Origin of the sequence: Streptomyces sp. NPDC008150, assembly GCF_042956945.1 — a bacterium.
Classification (GTDB): Bacteria; Actinomycetota; Actinomycetes; order Streptomycetales; family Streptomycetaceae; genus Streptomyces.
The window spans coordinates 1-16,815 of the sequence record NZ_JBIBHJ010000018.1; the positions used below are offsets into that span (position 1 = coordinate 1).

At 74.2% G+C, this 16,815-nt stretch carries 12 protein-coding genes; all 12 read right to left on the reverse strand.

Going from position 1 to position 16,815, the window contains the following annotated elements:
• On the reverse strand, window positions 1–762 hold a 762-nt coding region (locus ACFZA0_RS32880; protein WP_391023774.1), incomplete at its 3' end, for a phosphotransferase.
• A gap of 48 nt (window positions 763–810) precedes the next feature.
• Window positions 811–1,941 (reverse strand): M24 family metallopeptidase, encoded by a 1,131-nt coding sequence (locus ACFZA0_RS32885; RefSeq protein WP_391023776.1) that lies wholly within the window; start codon window positions 1,939–1,941, stop codon window positions 811–813.
• 226 nt (window positions 1,942–2,167) lie between these two features.
• Window positions 2,168–4,324 (reverse strand): germacradienol/geosmin synthase Cyc2, encoded by a 2,157-nt coding sequence (gene cyc2 / locus ACFZA0_RS32890; protein ID WP_391023778.1) that lies wholly within the window; start codon window positions 4,322–4,324, stop codon window positions 2,168–2,170.
• Window positions 4,325–4,467: 143 nt separating this feature from the next.
• On the reverse strand, window positions 4,468–5,184 hold the full coding sequence (locus ACFZA0_RS32895) for an ATP-binding cassette domain-containing protein (protein ID WP_391023780.1): 717 nt from the start codon (window positions 5,182–5,184) through the stop codon (window positions 4,468–4,470).
• Window positions 5,181–5,954, reverse strand: a complete 774-nt coding sequence (locus ACFZA0_RS32900; protein WP_391023782.1) for an ATP-binding cassette domain-containing protein — start codon at window positions 5,952–5,954, stop codon at window positions 5,181–5,183. Before ACFZA0_RS32900 ends, ACFZA0_RS32895 begins: the two co-directional genes overlap by 4 nt.
• Window positions 5,951–7,651 carry a branched-chain amino acid ABC transporter permease gene (locus ACFZA0_RS32905; protein WP_391023957.1) on the reverse strand — a complete coding sequence of 567 codons (1,701 nt, stop codon included), beginning with the start codon at window positions 7,649–7,651 and terminating at the stop codon, window positions 5,951–5,953. The genes ACFZA0_RS32900 and ACFZA0_RS32905 overlap by 4 nt, the downstream gene beginning before the upstream one ends.
• Window positions 7,652–7,656: 5 nt before the next feature.
• Window positions 7,657–8,562, reverse strand: a complete 906-nt coding sequence (locus tag ACFZA0_RS32910; protein WP_391023959.1) for a branched-chain amino acid ABC transporter permease — start codon at window positions 8,560–8,562, stop codon at window positions 7,657–7,659.
• A 91-nt stretch (window positions 8,563–8,653) separates the two neighbouring features.
• Window positions 8,654–9,883, reverse strand: a complete 1,230-nt coding sequence (locus tag ACFZA0_RS32915; RefSeq protein ID WP_391023783.1) for an ABC transporter substrate-binding protein — start codon at window positions 9,881–9,883, stop codon at window positions 8,654–8,656.
• 131 nt (window positions 9,884–10,014) lie between these two features.
• Entirely contained in the window at window positions 10,015–11,673 is a 1,659-nt protein-coding gene (locus ACFZA0_RS32920; protein ID WP_391023785.1) for a helix-turn-helix domain-containing protein, read from the reverse strand.
• A gap of 149 nt (window positions 11,674–11,822) precedes the next feature.
• The gene (locus ACFZA0_RS32925; RefSeq protein WP_391023787.1) at window positions 11,823–13,541 is read right to left on the reverse strand and encodes a helix-turn-helix domain-containing protein; all 1,719 of its coding nucleotides are present in this window, start codon (window positions 13,539–13,541) and stop codon (window positions 11,823–11,825) included.
• 25 nt (window positions 13,542–13,566) lie between these two features.
• On the reverse strand, window positions 13,567–15,012 hold the full coding sequence (locus ACFZA0_RS32930; protein WP_391023789.1) for a hypothetical protein: 1,446 nt from the start codon (window positions 15,010–15,012) through the stop codon (window positions 13,567–13,569).
• Window positions 15,013–15,321: 309 nt separating this feature from the next.
• Complete coding sequence (locus ACFZA0_RS32935; protein WP_391023961.1) at window positions 15,322–16,788, reverse strand: aromatic amino acid lyase; 1,467 nt, start codon at window positions 16,786–16,788, stop codon at window positions 15,322–15,324.
• Between the last annotated feature and the right edge of the window lie 27 nt (window positions 16,789–16,815).

The window sequence follows — 16,815 nt, forward strand, 5'->3', positions numbered from 1 at the left end:
CCCCACGCCGGGGTCGCGCCGCCCTAGCGCCCCGGGGGGGGCCCCCCCCGGGGGGGGGGGCCCCCCCCCCCCCCCCCGCCCCCCCCGGGGGCGGCCCCCCCCCGGGGGGGCGGCCCCGAGGCCGTGGTGCACGAGGACGGCCGCCGCGGGCTGCGCGGCCAGCCGGGATGCCTGCGGGAGCGCCAGCCGGTGCAGCCTGCCGGGCTCGAACTCGTCGGCCGCGACCAGGTGTTGGGCCGCCTGCTCCGCCGTGTGCCGCAACGGCTCCAGGGAGCGGGGCGCGACCTGCGGGACGCCCAGTGACTCCGCCTGGCGCACCGGCACGTCCCGCAGTCCGGTGAGCAGGCCCGCGAGGTCGGCCTCGCCGAGTGCCGACACCTCGTGCGCGCCGGCCGGGCCGCCCGGCACCCGGGTGTCCAGGGTGCAGAGCAGCCCCGGCGCCCACTCCGCGTGCGCGACGCAGACGGGCACGGTGACGGGAAGGTGGGGGCGGACCAGGTCGCGCAGGCGCATCTCGCGCCGTCTGCGCGCGGAGGTGTCCCGGTCCGGCGCGACGCGCAGCACGTACCGTCTGCCGACCCACCAACTGGTGGGGAAGGGCTCCTCGGCGGTCTCGACGGGCTCGACGGGCTCGACGGCGGGTCCGTCGGCGGCGCGCGCCTCGGCGCCGTCCGGCTTTCCCGGGGCGTCGGCGAGCAGCGAGCGCGCGAGCCGCCGGACGGTGTCCTCGGTGAGCGGTGGTGGTGTCGGTGCCTGGGTCATGTGCGTACCGTTGTCGTCACGGACGTGGTGGGCTCCTGGATTCTCCGGTCAGTGCACGACGACCATCTCGCGCGTCGTGTCGTTGAGACGCCGCGCGCCGCTCTCCGTGACGGTGACGATGTCCTCGATGCGCACCCCGAACCGGCCCGGCAGGTAGACCCCGGGCTCCACGGAGAAGCACATCCCCGGCACGAGCGGCTGCTCCTCGCCCTCGATCATGTACGGGGGCTCGTGCGTGGTGACGCCGATGCCGTGGCCGGTGCGGTGGATGAAGTACTCCCCGTACCCGGCGTCGTCGATGACCGCGCGCGCCGCCCGGTCGACGTCCTGGCAGGCCGCGCCGGGGCGGACCGCCCGGAACCCGGCCTCCTGGGCCTCGCGGACCAGGTCGTGCACCCGGCGTTCCTCGTCCGTCGGTTCGCCGACGTGGACGGTGCGGGAGGTGTCCGAGCCGTAGCCGTCCTTGAGCCCGCCGAAGTCCAGGACGACCATGTCGCCGTCCTCGATGACCCGGTCGCCGATCTCGTGGTGCGGGTTGGCGCCGTTGGGGCCCGACGCGACGATGGTGAAGTCGACCTGCTGGTGGCCGAACCGGCGCAGCAGGGCGTCGAGGTCCCCGGCGACGTCGCGTTCGCGGCGGCCCGCGAAGGGCACCGTGCGGATCTTCTCGAACGTCGCGTCCGCCGCCGCCCCGGCCGCCGACATCAGCTCCAGTTCGGCGGTGTCCTTGACCGCGCGCAGCATGGGGAGCGCCTCGGTCAGGGCCGCGTACGTGGTGCCGGGCAGGGTGCGCTGGAGAGCGAGCAGGTGCAGGGCCCAGGTGTTGTCGCTGACGCCCAGCCTGCCCGTGCCGCCGAGGAGGGCCGCCGTCGCCGCGTAGGGGTCCTTGCCGTCGGTCCAGTCGCGCAGGGTCAGCGCGGGGGCGCCGACGGCGTTCGCCGCGTCCGGGGCCTCCAGCGCGGGGACGACCAGGACGGGGTCCTGTCCGGCGGCCAGCACCAGCAGGGTGAGCCGCTCGGTCGCCGCGGGCGGGGCGTAGCCCGTGAGCCACACGAGGTCGGGGCCCGGCGCGATCAGCAGTCCGGCGAGCCCGGCGTCGGCCGCGTCGCCCGCCGCGCGGTCCATGCGGGCGCGGTAGTCGGCGGCGGTGAAGGAAGGCGGGCTGCCGTTGCCGGTCATCGGGGCCTCCGGGTGCGGGTCGGGCTACGAGTCGTGTGCAGCATCCTGCCCGGAGCGGCGGGGCGGCGCGAGCCGGTCGGCGGATCTTCTGTGCGGTGGATCGGGGCCGGGGCGTCCTCCGTGCAGTGGGTGGGGGTGTCGCGGACGGGGCGGGTGCGTCCGTCGCGGGGCCGGGCCGCGGCGGCGGCACCGGTGGGTGCCGCCGCTCGTGGGACGGGGCGGGCGGTCAGCCCAGGGCGAGGGCCGGGGCGCGGTCCGGGAGGAAGCCGTGGGCCCGGCCCGAGAGCCACTCGTGCTTGTAGCGGTCCACCTCGCGGTGCCAGTGCAGGATGCCCGAGAGCCAGTTCTCCAGGTCCTTCACGTAGCCGCCCATGACGGCGCGTGCCTCCTTCGAGAGGCCGAAGTCGTCGTACAGCACCGGCAGTTCGTTGGCCGCCACGTGCTGGAACTGCTGCATGCGCTGCGTCATCAGGTCGTGCACGACCGCCAGCGCGGCGGGGTAGTCCAGGCCGAAGAAGTTCTGCACGACGAGGATCGCGTTGTGCATCTCGCCCTCGAACTCGATCTCCTTCTGGTACGAGAAGACGTCGTTCAGGAGGCAGGCGTAGTCGATCGCCGCGTTCTCCAGGGAGCGGACCGGGCCGCTGCGGTAGACCTCGGGCGGGACCTGGGGGCCGTGGCCCATGCGGCACATGCTCAGGGTGAGGTCGGAGCCGAAGGTGGCGCGGCGCATCTCCAGGTAGTCGACCGGGTCCGGGACCCTGTTCTGGATCTGGTTGGCCAGCTCCCACACCCAGCTCTCGGTCATGTCGTCGATCGACTTCTTGAGGGTGCGCCGGTCGGCCTCGGACATCGCCGCCGTGGTGCGCCGCCAGAGGTCCAGCAGGCCGCGCTCCATCGCGTTGGCCGGGACCACCGCGGCCGGTTCGTCCGCGAGCGGCATGCAGTCGGAGAGGCGGGCCGTGGTGATCTTCGCCGCGGCCAGGTCGCGGCGGTGGCCGTAGACCAGCGGGTAGTAGTCGTCGCCGTAGGTGCCCCAGGCGAGCCAGCAGGCGCTGAGGTCCAGGGCCTCGGGAGTGGCGTCCGGGTCCAGGCCCGCCGAGCACAGCGCGAGGTCGTACGCGGCGAGCTTGTCCTCGTCCCAGACGCCCTCCGCGAGGATGCCCGTGGCGCGGCACCAGTCGACGAGGTGCGCGCGGGAGTCGTCGAGGTGCGGGCTCAGTTGCAGGGCGAACGGCATGTGGAAGTCCGGGAGCCGGGACGGGCCCACCTTCCGGTACGGCACGTGCGTGTACGCGCGCAGGCGTTCCGCGCCGGCCGAGGCGAGCAGTGCGCTCACGCTCGCCGCCGAGGTACCGGGGCCGGTGGGGGCCTGCCAGGCGGGGGCCGTGACGGCGTTCTCGTTCATGTAGCGGCTGGAGCGCATGTGCCACTCGTGGCCGCCCGACTGCCAGTCCTGGAGGCCCTTGACGTAGGCGGCGACCGCCGCGACCTCGTGCGGGGCGAGGCCCTTCTCGACGGCGAGGGCGGGCACTTCGGTGAGCGCGGTGTGCTCGAACTGGTGCAGCCGGGAGGTGAGGACGTCGTTGACCGTCTCGGCGGCCTGCTGCGTGGTGCAGCCGAAGAAGGTCTCCAGCACCAGGACGCCGTTGCTCAGTTCGCCCTCCTCCTCCACCTCGCGCTGGTAGGAGAACAGGTCGTTGCGCAGGTGGACGCCGTCGGAGAACGTCTCCATCAGCACGCGCAGCGGCCTCGACTCCGCGACCCGGCACGGGACTTCGGCCGTGGCGTACTCCACCAGCCCCGCGGACCACGGGGCGCCGCCGACCTTGCGCCGCATCTCGATGTACTCGACGGGGTTCGACACCCGCCCCTCGTTGATGTTGGACAGCTCCCACATGGACTCGTTGAGCAGGTGCTCCGTGGACACCGCGAAACGGCGGCGCCAGTCGGCGGACATCGCCGGCACCGTGCGCCGCCACAGGTCGATCAGCCCGGCCTCGACCGGGTTGCGCGGCACCGGCACCGGGGTGTCGAGGTCCATCGGCATGAACAGCGGCAGCCGGTCCAGGTACGCCTTGCCGCCGGCCCGGTCCTGGCTGCGCTTGAAGATCTCCAGGAAGTGGTCGTCGAAGAAGAACACCCACACGTACCAGTCGGTGATCAGCGACAGGGCGGGCCCGTCGCAGTCGGGGTGGGTGTAGGCGCAGAGCAGTCCGTAGTCGTGCGCGTCGAGGTCGGCCTGCTCCCAGATCCCGGAGCCCTCCAGCATGCCCATCTCGCGCGCCCATGCCGTCGAGTGCGCGCGGGCCTCGTCGAGATGGGGGTTGAGCCGTGCGGGATACGGCATGTAGAAGTGCGGGAGTTCGAACGGCTGGGTCATGGGCGGGTCCTGCCCAGGGGGTCGGCGGGGCATCCACGCGGCCTCACATGATCACACCATCGCGTGAAACCGGCCGGAACACCCCCCGCGCGGGGCCGCGCGGTGTTCCCGTCCGGCCCCGCGGCGCCGCCGGTGCCCGGCGTTCAGTCCTCCCCCAGGTAGGCCTTGCGGACGTTCTCGTCGTCCATCAGTTCCGCGCCCGTGCCCTCCAGGACGATGCGGCCCGTCTCCATCACGTACGCGCGGTCGGCGAGGGCCAGTGCCGCACGGGCGTTCTGTTCGACGAGCAGGATCGTGGTGCCGGTGCGCCTCAGTTCGGCGACCGTGTCCATGATCTTCCGCATCATGATCGGCGAGAGGCCCATGGACGGTTCGTCGAGCATCAGCAGCGTCGGACGGCACATCAGGGCCCGTCCCATCGCCAGCATCTGCTGCTCGCCGCCGGACAGGGTGCCCGCCGCCTGGGCGCGGCGCTCGCGCAGCCGCGGGAAGAGCGTGTACGCGCGTTCGACGTCGTCGGCGATCCCCGGGTCGTCCTTGCGCAGGTACGCGCCGAGCAGCAGGTTCTCCTCCACGGTGAGCCGCGGGAAGATGTGCCGCCCCTCCGGCGAGTGGGCGAGGCCCAGCGCGACCACGTGGTGCGCGGCCGTCCCGGCGAGGTCGCGGCCCCGGAACCGCACCGTTCCGGCGGCCGGCCTCAGCAGTCCGCTGAGGGTGTGCAGCGTGGTCGTCTTGCCGGCGCCGTTGGTGCCGATCAGGGTGACGACCTCGCCCTCCTCGACGGAGAAGGAGACGCCCTTGACGGCCTCCACCTTCCCGTACGCGACGCACAGGTCCTCGACCTCCAGCAGCGCGCTCACGCGGTCTCCTCCTGCGGTGCGCCCAGGTACGCCTCGACGACCCGGGGATCGGCCTGGACCTCGGCGGGGGCGCCCTCGACGAGCTTGGCGCCCTGCACCAGGACGGCGACCCGGTCGCAGAGGTTCATGATGAAACGCATGTCGTGCTCGATGACGAGGACCGCGACGCCCCGGTCCCGTATCGCGTGGACCAGCCGTTCGGTGTCGCGGGTCTCCTGGGGGTTCATGCCCGCGGTGGGCTCGTCCAGGAGCAGCAGCCCCGGTTCGGAGGCCAGCGCGCGGGCGATCTCCAGGCGGCGCTGGCCGCCGTAGGGGAGGTTGCGGGCGGTGGTCCCGGCGTACGCGCCGAGCCCGACGAAGTCGAGCAGTTCGCGGCCCTTCTCGCGGGACTCCCGTTCGGTGCGCCGGTAGCGGGGACCGCGGCCGATCGCGGAGAGGAGTCCTTCCGCGGCCCGGGTGTGCCGCCCCACCATGACGTTCTCCAGGACCGACATGTTCGCGAACAGCCGGATGTTCTGGAAGGTGCGGGCGACGCCGGCCCGGGTGACCTTCGCCGGCCGCGGCGGCAACACCGCGTCCCGGAACCGGACTTCGCCCTCGGTCGGGACGTACAGGCCGGTCAGGCAGTTGAAGAAGGTGGTCTTACCGGCGCCGTTGGGGCCGATGAGCCCGACGATCTCGCCGGTGCCGACCTTCAGGTCGACCCGGTCGACGGCGGTCAGTCCGCCGAAGCGCATGGTGACGCCCCGGGCTTCGAGGAGTGTGCTCATGCCGTCGCCTCCGACCGGGCGGCGACCGCGTGCGCCTCGGCGTCGGCCACCTCCTCCTCGTGGAACTCCAACTGCCTCTTCCTGTCCGGGATCAGGCCCTCGGGCCGGTAGATCATCATGACCACCAGCGCGAGGCCGAAGAGCATCATCTGGTACTTGCTGAAGAACTCGAACTTGGCCGGGACCAGGTAGAGCAGCGCGGCGCCCACCAGCGGGCCGGAGACGGTGCCCATGCCGCCGAGGACGACGGCGGCCAGCAGGAACGCCGAGTTGGGCGGCGCGGTGTCGGCGAACTTGTAGTTGTCGGGCACCGCGTTGGTCTGGAGGTGCGCCATGACGGTGCCGGCGAGGCCCGCGAGGGAGGCGCCCATGCCGAAGGCGAGCAGCTTGAAGCGGAAACCCTCGATGCCCATCGCGGTGGCGGCCGTCTCGTCCTCGCGCAGCGCGATCCAGGCCCGCCCGATCCGGGAGTCCCCGACCCGCGCGAACAGGAAGACGACGAACGCCGTCACCGCCAGGAGCAGCAGGTAGTAGTTGGCGAAGCGGCCGAAGGCGACGCCGAGGATCGTGTGCGGCTCGCCGAAGTCGAAGCCGAGCACGCTCAGGTCGGGGATGGAGTTGATGCCGTTGGGGCCGTTGGTGAGCGAGGGGCCCGACGTGCCGTCGAGGTTGTTCACGGTGATGCGGAAGATCTCGCCGAAGCCGAGGGTGACGATGGCGAGGTAGTCGCCGTGCAGCCGCAGGGTGGGTGCTCCGATGACGATGCCGGCGACCAGCGAGACCGCCATGCCGAGCAGCGCGGTGAGCCAGAACGGCAGCGGTCCGACGTCCAGGGTGGAGAACGTCGATCCGGACACCAGGGCGGCGGTGTAGGCGCCGGTGCCCAGGAAGGCGACGTAGCCGAGGTCGAGCAGTCCGACCAGGCCGACCACGATGTTCAGGCCGAGGGCGACGGCGGCGAAGACGAGGATGTTGTCCGCGATCGCCGTGTACTGGTCGTTGGACTGCGTGAACGGGAAGACCAGCGCCGAGGCGAGCGAGGCGACGGCGGTCGCGACGCGGTTGCGGGCGGTCAGGGCGGAGAGCCGGGCGCCGAGTCCGGACACCGCCAGGGCACGTCCGCCGAAGAGGGCGGCCGGCAGGAAGGCCAGGAACTCCTCCGGTGAGCCGGTCGTGATGCCGTACGTCAGGACGTACATCGCCACGACGAACACCACGGTGATGACGGCGGCCTCGGCCCAGCGCGGCAGGCGGCGGGCCGGGGGCGCGTCCACCGTGTCGTCGGGCAGCGTGTACGCGCCGGCGGTGAGCAGGACGGTGCCGAACGCGGCGAGCCAGGCGCCGGGTTCGAGGTTGGCGAGGCCCCCGAGGTCGACGGTGATCGCGACGACGGTGACCCAGGTGGTGGTGAGCGCGGCGAGCGCGGCGGCCCGCAGGGCGCGGGCGGCGCCCGCCGGGGCGAGCACCGGCAGGCGGTACGCGGCGGCCAGCGCGACCGCCGCGAGCAGTCCGCACGCCAGGGTGACGAGCTGGCTGCCGCCGGGGTAGCCGTCGATCGTCAGGTTGCCGGGGAAGCGGGCGGTCCAGGTCCACGCGAGGAACGGGGAGGCCAGGGTGAGGACCGTGCCGGCGAGGGCGACGAGGAGTGCGTGACGCCTCGGCAGGACGGGAAGCGGGTTGCGCCGGGAGAAGTGCACGCGCCTCACGCCCTGTCCGCGACTCGTTCGCCGAACAGGCCCTGCGGCCGGATCAGCAGCACCACGATGAGGATCACGAAGGCCCACACGTCCTTCCACACGGAACCGCTGAACATCGACATGGCGTCGATGTGCGGCAGCGCCCCGGACGCCAGCGACTCGGCGAGCCCGAGGACCACACCGCCCGCCATGGCGCCCCGGATGTTGCCGATGCCGCCGAGGACGGCCGCGGTGAAGCCCTTCAGGCCGGTGATGAAGCCCATGTTGTACGAGATGGTGCCCAGGCGCAGGCCCTGGGTGACGCAGGCGAGGGCGGCGAGCGCGGCGCCGACGGCGAACGCGATCACGATGATGCGGTCGGTGTCGATGCCCATCAGCCGTGCGGTGGACGGGTCCTGGGCGGTGGCCTGCATGGCCCGCCCGGTCCTGGTCCGCCCCACGAACCAGGTCAGGGCGAACATCGCGGCGGCGGCGAGGAAGAGGGTGAGCAGGCCGGCGGCCGACACCTGCACGCCGCCCCACCCGATCGGCGCCGTGTCGAACTGCGGGAAGGGGACCGGCGCGGTGACCCCCACCGAACCCCCGGGCAGGGTGAAGAAGTTGAAGACGAACTGCTGGAGGAAGAGGGACAGGCCGATCGCGCTGATCAGCGGGGCGAGCCGCGGCGCGTGGCGCAGCGGGCGGTAGGCGAGGCGCTCGGCGGCGAGGGCGGCGCAGACCGACACGGTCACGCCGGCCACCAGAAGGACGGGGAGCGCGGCCCACAGGGGGACGTCGCGCAGACCCGGCACCCACGAGTAGACGAACAGCGCGCCGAAGCCGCCGAGCATGTAGATCTCGCCGTGGGCGAAGTTGATGATCTGGAGGATGCCGTAGACCATCGTGTATCCGACGGCCATGAGGCCGTACATGGAGCCGAGGATCAGGCCGTCGGCGAGTAGTTGGACGAGTTCGGTGGGGGACACCGCGGTTCCTAACGTGCTGACGTTCGTACGGCGGCGATCACTTCTTGAAGACCTTGACGCCGTCCTTCCAGGCGCCGTCCTCGATCCGGTTGATGCTGATGACCTTGTTGACGCTGTCGCCGTACTGGTCGAAGCCGATCCGGCCGGTGGCGCCGGTGAAGCTGACGTCGGCCATCGCGGTGACGACCTTGGGCCGCAGGTCCTTGACCGCACCGGCCGCGCCGTCGCCGACGGCGGCCTTCACGGCCTGGACGAGGGCGTTGGTGGCGTCGTAGGTGTACGCGCCGAAGACGCCGTACGGCTCGCTGTAACCGGCGGCCCGGTAGGCGGAGATGAAGCTCTTCGCCGAGGGGAGCGTCTCCACGGGCTGACCGTCGGAGGTGGTGTAGATGCCGTCCGCGGCCCTGGCGCCGGCGAGCTTCACGATCGAGTCGTCCTTGACGGCGTCGCCGCCGCCGAGCGGGCCGGTGAAGCCGGCCGCGACGAGCTGCTTCTTCAGCGCCCCCGCCTGCGGGTACTCGCCGCCGTAGTAAACGGCCTTGGCGCCAGAGGACTTGACGCTGCCGACGACGGACGCGTAGTCGCTCTCGTCGGGATTGATGCTCTGGTGGACGACGACCTTGCCGCCGAGTTCCTCGAACGCGGCGGTGAACTCCTTGACCAGGCCCGCGCCGTAGGTCTTCTTGTCGTCGACGGTGGCGATCCTCTTGATGCCGAGGTCCTGGTAGAAGTACTCGGCGGCGACCGGGGCCTGCACGTCGTCGGTGGTGATGGTGCGGAAGTAGTTGTCGTACTGCCGCTTCGGGGCCGTCTTGTAGTCGGCGCCCCGGGTCAGGTCCGGGCTGGTGTTGGCGCCGGAGATCTCCACCATGCCGGCGTCGTGCACGGTGGACTGCATGGCCGCCGACACCGACGAGTTGTAGGCCCCGACCACGCCGATGACGCTGTCGTCGGCGGCGAACGCGGCGGCGTTCTGCTGACCGATGGTCGGCGTCGCCTGGTCGTCCTTCGCGGAGAGCCGGAAGGTGACTCCGGGGACGGTCCTGTTCTTGTTGGCCTGCTCGACGGCCAGTTCGGCGGCGTTCTTCATGCCGAGGCCGACGGCCGCCAGGTCCTTCGACAGCGGGGCGTCGAACCCGATGGTGACCGTGGTGCCGGAGCTCTCGCCGGAGCTGCCGTCGCCTTCGTCCCTGCTGCCGCACGCGGTCAGAGCCATGGCTCCGACGACGAACGGCACCCCGAAGCGGAACAGACGGGTGTGACGCATGGGTTTTCCTCCCCTTGACCGATCAGCGGTGGCTGAAAAGTAGGCGGCGGGAGGCGCACCGAATGCTGTCCGGACGGCAGACGTGGGGCGCCGGATGTTGTCGGCGCGGACAATGCCCGGCAACGCGCGCGTCACGCGGGGTGCCCGCCCGGCGTCCGTCTCAACTGGAGCATGGCGACCAGCCGTTGTTCGGGGTCGTCGAGGTCGATCCCGGTGAGCTCGACCGCCCGGCGCACCCGGTGGCGCAGCGTGTTGGGGTGGATGTGCAGACGCTCGGCGACCCGGGCGACGTCCCCGAAGGCGTCGAGGTACAGCAGCAGCGACGCGGCGAGGTCGGCGCCGTGCTTGCGGTCGTAGGCGGTCAGCACGTCGAGGGCCGGGTCGTGGATCCCCGGGTGCTCGTCGAGCAGTTCGAGCACCTCGCCGAGGACCACGGAGGCCCGCAGGTCCGGGTACGAGGCGACCGTGCGGTCCGGGCTGCGGGCCAGCACGGCGAGCATCCGGTCGGCGGTCCCGCGGGCCTTCGGCGCCTCGGCCAGCCGGGGCGCACGGGCGGTGACGGCGGCCTGCGCGGCCGGTGCCAGATGGGTCCGGAGCGTGCCGACCAGGTCGGAGGTCCAGGCGAGCAGCGCCGGGTCGGCCGCGGGGCGCGGGTCGTGGTCGCCCTCCGGCAGCAACACGTACAGCCTGCCGTCGAGTTGGGCGGCGACCGCGGTGCGCCGGTAGGCGGCGGCGTGCACGGAGGCGATCTCGGCCGCCCGGGAGCGGCGCAGGGCCGGGGCGAGGGCCGGGCCGGCCGGCTGCTCGGGCCCGTCGCGCAGATCGATGCCGACCACGGTCACGGCGCCGTCCGGCGAGACCCCGAGGCAGGCGGCGAGCGACCCCGCGGGCACGCGGCCGGCCAGCAGCCCGGCGGCGAACTCCTCGCGCAGCGCGGTGTCCAGGGCCGGGTCGCGCGGCCTGCGGATGAGGTGCACCGCCGCGAGGCGGGCCGCGCCGCGCAGCACCTCGGGGGTGCGGCCGGCGAGCGGGACGGCGCCCTCCTGCGTCCAGATGGTGCCGAGCAGCCGCCCGCCCGCCATGATCCCGGCGGCCGTCCGGCGGCGGGCGCCGAGATCGGCGCGCTCCGGCACGTCCAGCACCTCCTCCCCCGCGCGCAGCCGCGCGTACACGCCGGAGTCACGCAGGAAGGAGAGGTAGTCCTCCGGGCAGGCGTGGCCCAGGATCGACATGCGGCGCACCTCGTCGACCTGGTCGTCCGAGCGGGAGTAGGCGAGGACCCTGCCCGCCGCGTCCTCGATGCTGATGATGCCGCCGGTGAGGGTGGCCAGGGTCTGCACGAGCGACAACAGGTCGCCGTGCGCCTGCTGTTCGGTGAACTCGGCGGTCGGCGGCGCCACGTCGAGGAGGGTGCGGGCGACGGCGGCGACCTGTTCCCAGCGGGCCTCCTCGCGCACGCCGAGCAACGCGGCACCGCACTCGGCCGCCGCCCGCCGCAGCGCCTCGGTCCCGGCGGCGTCCGGGTCCGTGCGCACCGCGACGGCGACCGCGCCGGCCCGCCCGGCGGCCAGCAGCGGGCGCAGGGCCGCCCGGCCCCGGACGCCGATCACCAGCGCGAGGGTGCCGGGCCGGAGGGCGGTCGTGTCGTCGGGCTCGACGATCGCCACTGCCTCCAGGGGCAGTTCGACACCGCGGGGCGCGGCCAGCAGGTCGACGAACGGGCCGGCCAGCGCGGTGACCACGTGGCGCAGCAGCACGGCGGGGTGGGTGACCGGGGACGGCGGTGCCACGGGCGGACCTCTCCGACGGGGGTGGGAGCGGCACGCTACCGACGCCGGGCCCCCGCGTCGGTTGTCCGCCCGGACAAGGCCGGAGGGGGCCGGCTGTCGGGGCGGACAGCGGGGCGGAGGCGGACAGGAGGTGCGGGGGGCCGCCGGCGTCAGTGCGGAAAGAACGGGGCGCCGTTCTCGGCGCCGCTCCCCCGGTTCATCAGCCGCAGTCCGAGCATGGCGGCCAGCCGGTGCTCGGGGTCGTCGAGGTCGAGTCCCGCGAGGGCGACGGCCTTCCGCACCCGGTAGCGCAGGGTGTTGGGGTGCACGCTCAGCTCCTTCGCGACGACACCGACCTCGCCGAAGGCGTCCAGGTAGCGCAGCAGCGAGCGGGCCAACTCCGTTCCGTGGGCGGCGTCGTGGGCGGCCAGCGCCTCAAGTCCCGGGTGGCGTACGCCGCCGTGCCGGTCCAGGACGTCCAGTACCTCGCGCACCATGAGCGGCGAGACGAGCCGGTCGTGCGTCTCCACGGCGCGGTGCGGTGTGCGGGCCAGGATCTCCAGGCCGTGGTGACCGCGCAGCTTGACCACGGGGATGTCCGCGAGGTCGGCCGCCGTTCCCGCCACGACGGCCTGCACGGGGGTGCGGGTGTGCCCGCGCAGGACGGTCACCAGGTCGTTCGTCCAGCGCAGCAGGGGCCGTTCGGCGGGGGCGCGGTCGGCGGGCTCGGGCAGCATCACGTAGATCTGCCCGCACGCCTGCGCCACGAGCGCGTTCCTGCGGTACGCCGCGGCGTGCACGGAAACCATCCCGGCGGCCTCGGCGAGCCGGGCGTCGCGCCGGGCCGCGTCGCCCGCGTCCGGCTCCTCCCGCAGGTCGACGGCGACGACGGAGGCGCCGGAGGTGGGTGCGATGCCGAGGTGCACGGCGAGCGCGGAGGCGTTGAAGCGGCCGGTGAGCAGACCGTGCGCGAGGTCCTCGCGGGACCGCAGCCGGCCGTCCGGGTCGCCCAGGTAGTAGTGGTCGACGAGTTGGGGCGCGGCGAGCCGGGCCGCGCCGCGCAGCACCTGGTCGGAGCGGTCCGCGAGCGGGCGGTCGCCCTCCTGGAGCCAGAGGGTGCCCAGCGGCCGCGGACCGGCGTGGATGCCCACCACCAGCCGTCGCCGCAGGCCGAGTTCGGGACGGGCGGCGACGTCGACCACCTCGTCACCGTCGCGCACCCGGCGGTAGACGCCCCACTCGCGCATGTGCGAGAGGCAGGGCTCGGCGCACGCGCGCTCCAGGATCGAACGGCGCCGCGGCTCGTCCGCCTCGTCGGCGGAGCCCGCGTAGGCGAGGACCCGGTGCCCGGTGTCCTCGACGCTGACCAGGCCCCGGGTGAGCGAGGCGACGGTCTGGGCGAGGGCGTACAGGTCGCCGCGGGGGCCGCCGCCCCGCTCGGCCGCCGCCGCGCGCGCCAGCTCTCCGCGCACGGCGGTCTCCACCTGGTCCCAGCGCAGCCCGGCCGCCACGGCGAGGACGGGCACACCGGCCCGTTCGGCGCACTGCCGTACCGCCGCCGGGACCTCGTCCGCCGCGACCGGCACGCCGGTGGTGTCCACGCGGACCGCCACGGCCGCCGCACCGGCCCCGGCCGCCGCACCGACCTGGTCCGCGGCGTCCGCGCCCCGGACCCCGGCGGTGAGGACGAGCACGCCGGTCAGGTCGCCCAGCGCGTCCCCCGGCTCCGCGATGATCACGCCGCCGACGGTGACGGCACCCGCCCCGCGCCCCGCGCCCACCACGGTCGCCCCCAGGACCGCGGCGACACGGGCCAGCGGGGCGCCCGGGACCCCGAGGGCGGGGTCGTCCCCGGTGCCGGTCCCGGCACCGATGAGGTCTTCGGACACGGCGTTCACCTCGGTCGTGTGCGGTTCAGGAGGTGCAGGAGACCTTGACGGCCGAGGCCGCGTGGTGCGCGTACGTCCGCGTGCTGCCCTGCCAGTCGAGGCCGCGGTCGTGCAGCTCCACCGAGAGCTTCTTCTCGGTGATGGGGTACCAGCCGCTCAGGTTGTACCAACTCCCCTCGTGCGCCACCTGGTTGATGGTGAAGTGCCCGAGCAGGTTGCTGTCCTTCGGCAGGAAGTACCGGTACACGGTGTAGTACGTGTCCGTGCCTCCGACCTTCAGCACACTGGAGTTGCGCGGAATGTACACGGAGACCTTGCAGGCGCTCACGCTCGCGGGCAGGTCGAACAGCCAGTTGGTGGTGTTCCCCGCGTCCTTGGTGGCGCTGCCGGACATCGGCACCGACACGTAGTGGCCGTCGCAGCCGCCGCCCACGTAACCGCCGGTGGAGGTGGACCATCCCGTCTTGGCGTCGCTGACGTAACCGTGCTTCTGGAAGCGCTGGCCGCTCTCGCAATTGGGGCCCGCGACGGCGGTGTAGACGATGGGCGGCGTGGTGGGCGCGACGGCCGCCGGGGCCTGCCCGCCGTCCTTCGCGGCGGCCGTGCCGGACGCGGTCGCGGTGGTCCGCCCGGCGGGCGAGGCGCTGTCCACGGCGCCCGGACCGCCCGCGGCGGCCACGCCGTCGCCGGTGCCCGCCGCGGGGAGGGTGGTGTGCGCGGACGGTGTGCCCTTCTTCGCCTTCGCGCCGCCGGTGGACGTGGGGGCCGCCGAGCCCACCGACACCCCGGGTGCGGCCGAGTCACCCAGCACGGTGCCGGCCAGCCGGTCGTTCGCGCGGGTGCCGTCCTGGCCGCCGGACCCGGTGTCGCGGTGCTGGAGTCCCCAGACGGCCACGGGTATGCCCAGCAGCAGGACGCCCGCGAAGGCCGCCGCGACCATCACGGGACGCGGCACCCGGCCGGGCGGACGCCCCCCGCCCGCCGCACCCGCGGCCCCGGAGCCGCCGTCCGGCTCGGTGTCCTCTCCGGCGGGGGCAGAGGCAGCGGCGGGGGCCGTCGCCTCTTCCGCCGTCGCGGGGTCTCGGCCCGCGTCGGCAGCGTCGGGCCGCCGCTCGGCGGTCACTTCGTCGGACGGCTTCTCAACGTCTGCGGTCGGTACGGGAGTTGACCGCGCCAGGACGGCGAAGACCGCGTCCGGCTCCGGCACCGGCACCGGCACCGGCACCGGCACGGGAGCCGGATCGGACGCGGAGGCGGGGGCGGGGGCAGGGACAGGGGCAGGGGCGGGCTCGGCAGCCGCGGCCGCGGAGGCGGGACCGGAGCCGGAGTCGGAGCCGGAAGCGGGGGCGGACGTCTCCGCCCGTGGCACCTCCGCCCGTGGCACCTCCGCCTGTGGCACTTCCGCCGTGCCGCCGGCGTCGCCGCCGCGGCTGCCGTCGTCGTCCGCGGGTGTCCCGGGGTCACGGGTCATCTGGGCTGTCCTCCTCGTGGGCTGCGGACGTCTTCCGTGCGCGTCGGCGCGCCGCGGCTCCGGGCCCCGTCCGGGGCGCCGGTCCACGAGTCGCGACCGCCGTCCGGCCGTGCGGGGCCGGGGAGTTGCGGGTACGCGCGGCACCGGTCCGCGACGACGCGGGCGGGGCGAGGGGGTGCGCGCGAGCGAAGCCTACGACAGGCTGTCAGCATTCCTGACACCCAGGTACGGGAGCAGGGCCGCCACCGCCAAGTCCCCCGTGGCCTGCGGTGTTTCCTGTGCGCGACCACGGCGGGCGGCCTCGCCCGCCTACAACTCGGCCAGTCTCGGCAGTAGTTCGGCCGCCGCCGTCAGGTCGGGGGCCAGCGGGCGGTCCTCGGTGCCGGACGGCAGTACGGCGGCGGCGAGTTCGAGGGCGAGGACGGGCGGCGGCGCGGGGTGCATCCGCAGCGCGCGGACCGCGGTGACCAACTCGCAGGCGAGCACGGTCGTATACGACTCGACCGCGCGCAGCGCCTGCCGGGCGCCCTGCGAGGCGAAGCTGGCCGCCTCCTCCAGCCCGTGCGCGAGCACCGCGTGCCCGACCGAGGCGGGTGCCGCGCAGGACCGCAGTTCGGCGAGCGCCGAGTGCGCCGTGTACTCCAGGATCATCGTGCCGGAGCTGCTCGCGGATCCTTCGGCGAGGAAGGCCGGCAGCCCGGTCAGGTCGGTCCGGCCCAGCGCGGCGAGCCGGGCCGTGGAGAGGTGCCCGGTCTGGAGCACCGACAGGCACAGCGCGTCGAGCGCGAGCCCGAGGGGTGCCGCGAAGAAGCCGCCGTGGTGGTAGGCGGCGGATCCGTCGGGCAGCATCAGGGGGTTCTCGGACGGGCAGTTGACCTCGACCTCGACGATCTGCCGCAACCGGTCCGACGCCTCCAGCGCGGGCCCGTGGACCTGCGGGAACGCCCGGAAGCCGAACGGGTCCTGGATGCGTCCGGGACCGCGGACCGGCCGGTCGGGGGCACCGAGCAGCCGGCGCACCTCGGCGGCGGCACGGGCCGCGCCGGGGTAGGGGCGCAGGGCGTGCACGGGTGCCGCGTACGCCTCCAGCGAGCCGGAGACGGCGGCGAGGGACAGGGCGGCCACGGCGTGCGAGGCGCGCAGCAGCAGGTCGAGCGCGTGGCAGGCGAGGGCCGCCTGGCCGAGGGCGAGGGCGTTGCTGCTGAGCAGGGCGAGGGCGTCGCCGGACTGGAGGGTGACGGGGGCGGGCAGTTCGCCGCCGTCCCCGCCGCCGAGCCAGGGGCGTTCGCCGATCAGGGTGAGGCCGGTCTGGGCGAGGGCGGTGAGGTCGCCGGTGCCGACGCCCCCGAACTCGTTGACGGCGGGGTGCACGCCGAGGCACAGGGCGTCGGTGAGCGCGGTGACGAACGCGGGCTGGATGCCGGAGCCGCCCGCGAGGAGCTGGTTGGCGCGCACGGCGAGCATCGCGCGCACGTGCCGCGCGGGGAGGTGACGGCCGGCGCCGCCCGCGTGGCTGCGCAGCAGGCGCAGCCCGTGGCCGGTCTCGTCGGCGGCGTCGACGGGCACGGAGCGGTGGGCGCCGACGCCCGTGCCGCGTCCGTAGAGCAGGCCGGTGGCGGCGAGGCGCTGGGCGTCGTGCCACGAGCGGCGGGCCCGGTCGAGCGCCTCGGGCGGCACGGCGGGTGCGGCGCCGCCCTCGGCGAGCCGCACCACGCCGGCCACGTCGAGGCCGTGCCCGTCGAGCACGACGCGGGTGCCCCGGGAGTCCCGGGGCACCCGCGTCGGGCCGCCCGCGTCGGCGCC

Excerpts from the sequence above, each read along its gene's own strand:
- ACFZA0_RS32885 (WP_391023776.1), bottom strand. The coding sequence starts at position 1,941 with ATGACCGGCAACGGCAGCCCGCCTTCCTTCACCGCCGCCGACTACCGC.
- cyc2 (WP_391023778.1), bottom strand. The coding sequence starts at position 4,324 with ATGACCCAGCCGTTCGAACTCCCGCACTTCTACATGCCGTATCCCGCA.
- ACFZA0_RS32900 (WP_391023782.1), bottom strand. The coding sequence starts at position 5,954 with ATGAGCACACTCCTCGAAGCCCGGGGCGTCACCATGCGCTTCGGCGGA.
- ACFZA0_RS32910 (WP_391023959.1), bottom strand. The coding sequence starts at position 8,562 with ATGTACGGCCTCATGGCCGTCGGATACACGATGGTCTACGGCATCCTC.
- ACFZA0_RS32915 (WP_391023783.1), bottom strand. The coding sequence starts at position 9,883 with ATGCGTCACACCCGTCTGTTCCGCTTCGGGGTGCCGTTCGTCGTCGGA.
- ACFZA0_RS32930 (WP_391023789.1), bottom strand. The coding sequence starts at position 15,012 with ATGACCCGTGACCCCGGGACACCCGCGGACGACGACGGCAGCCGCGGC.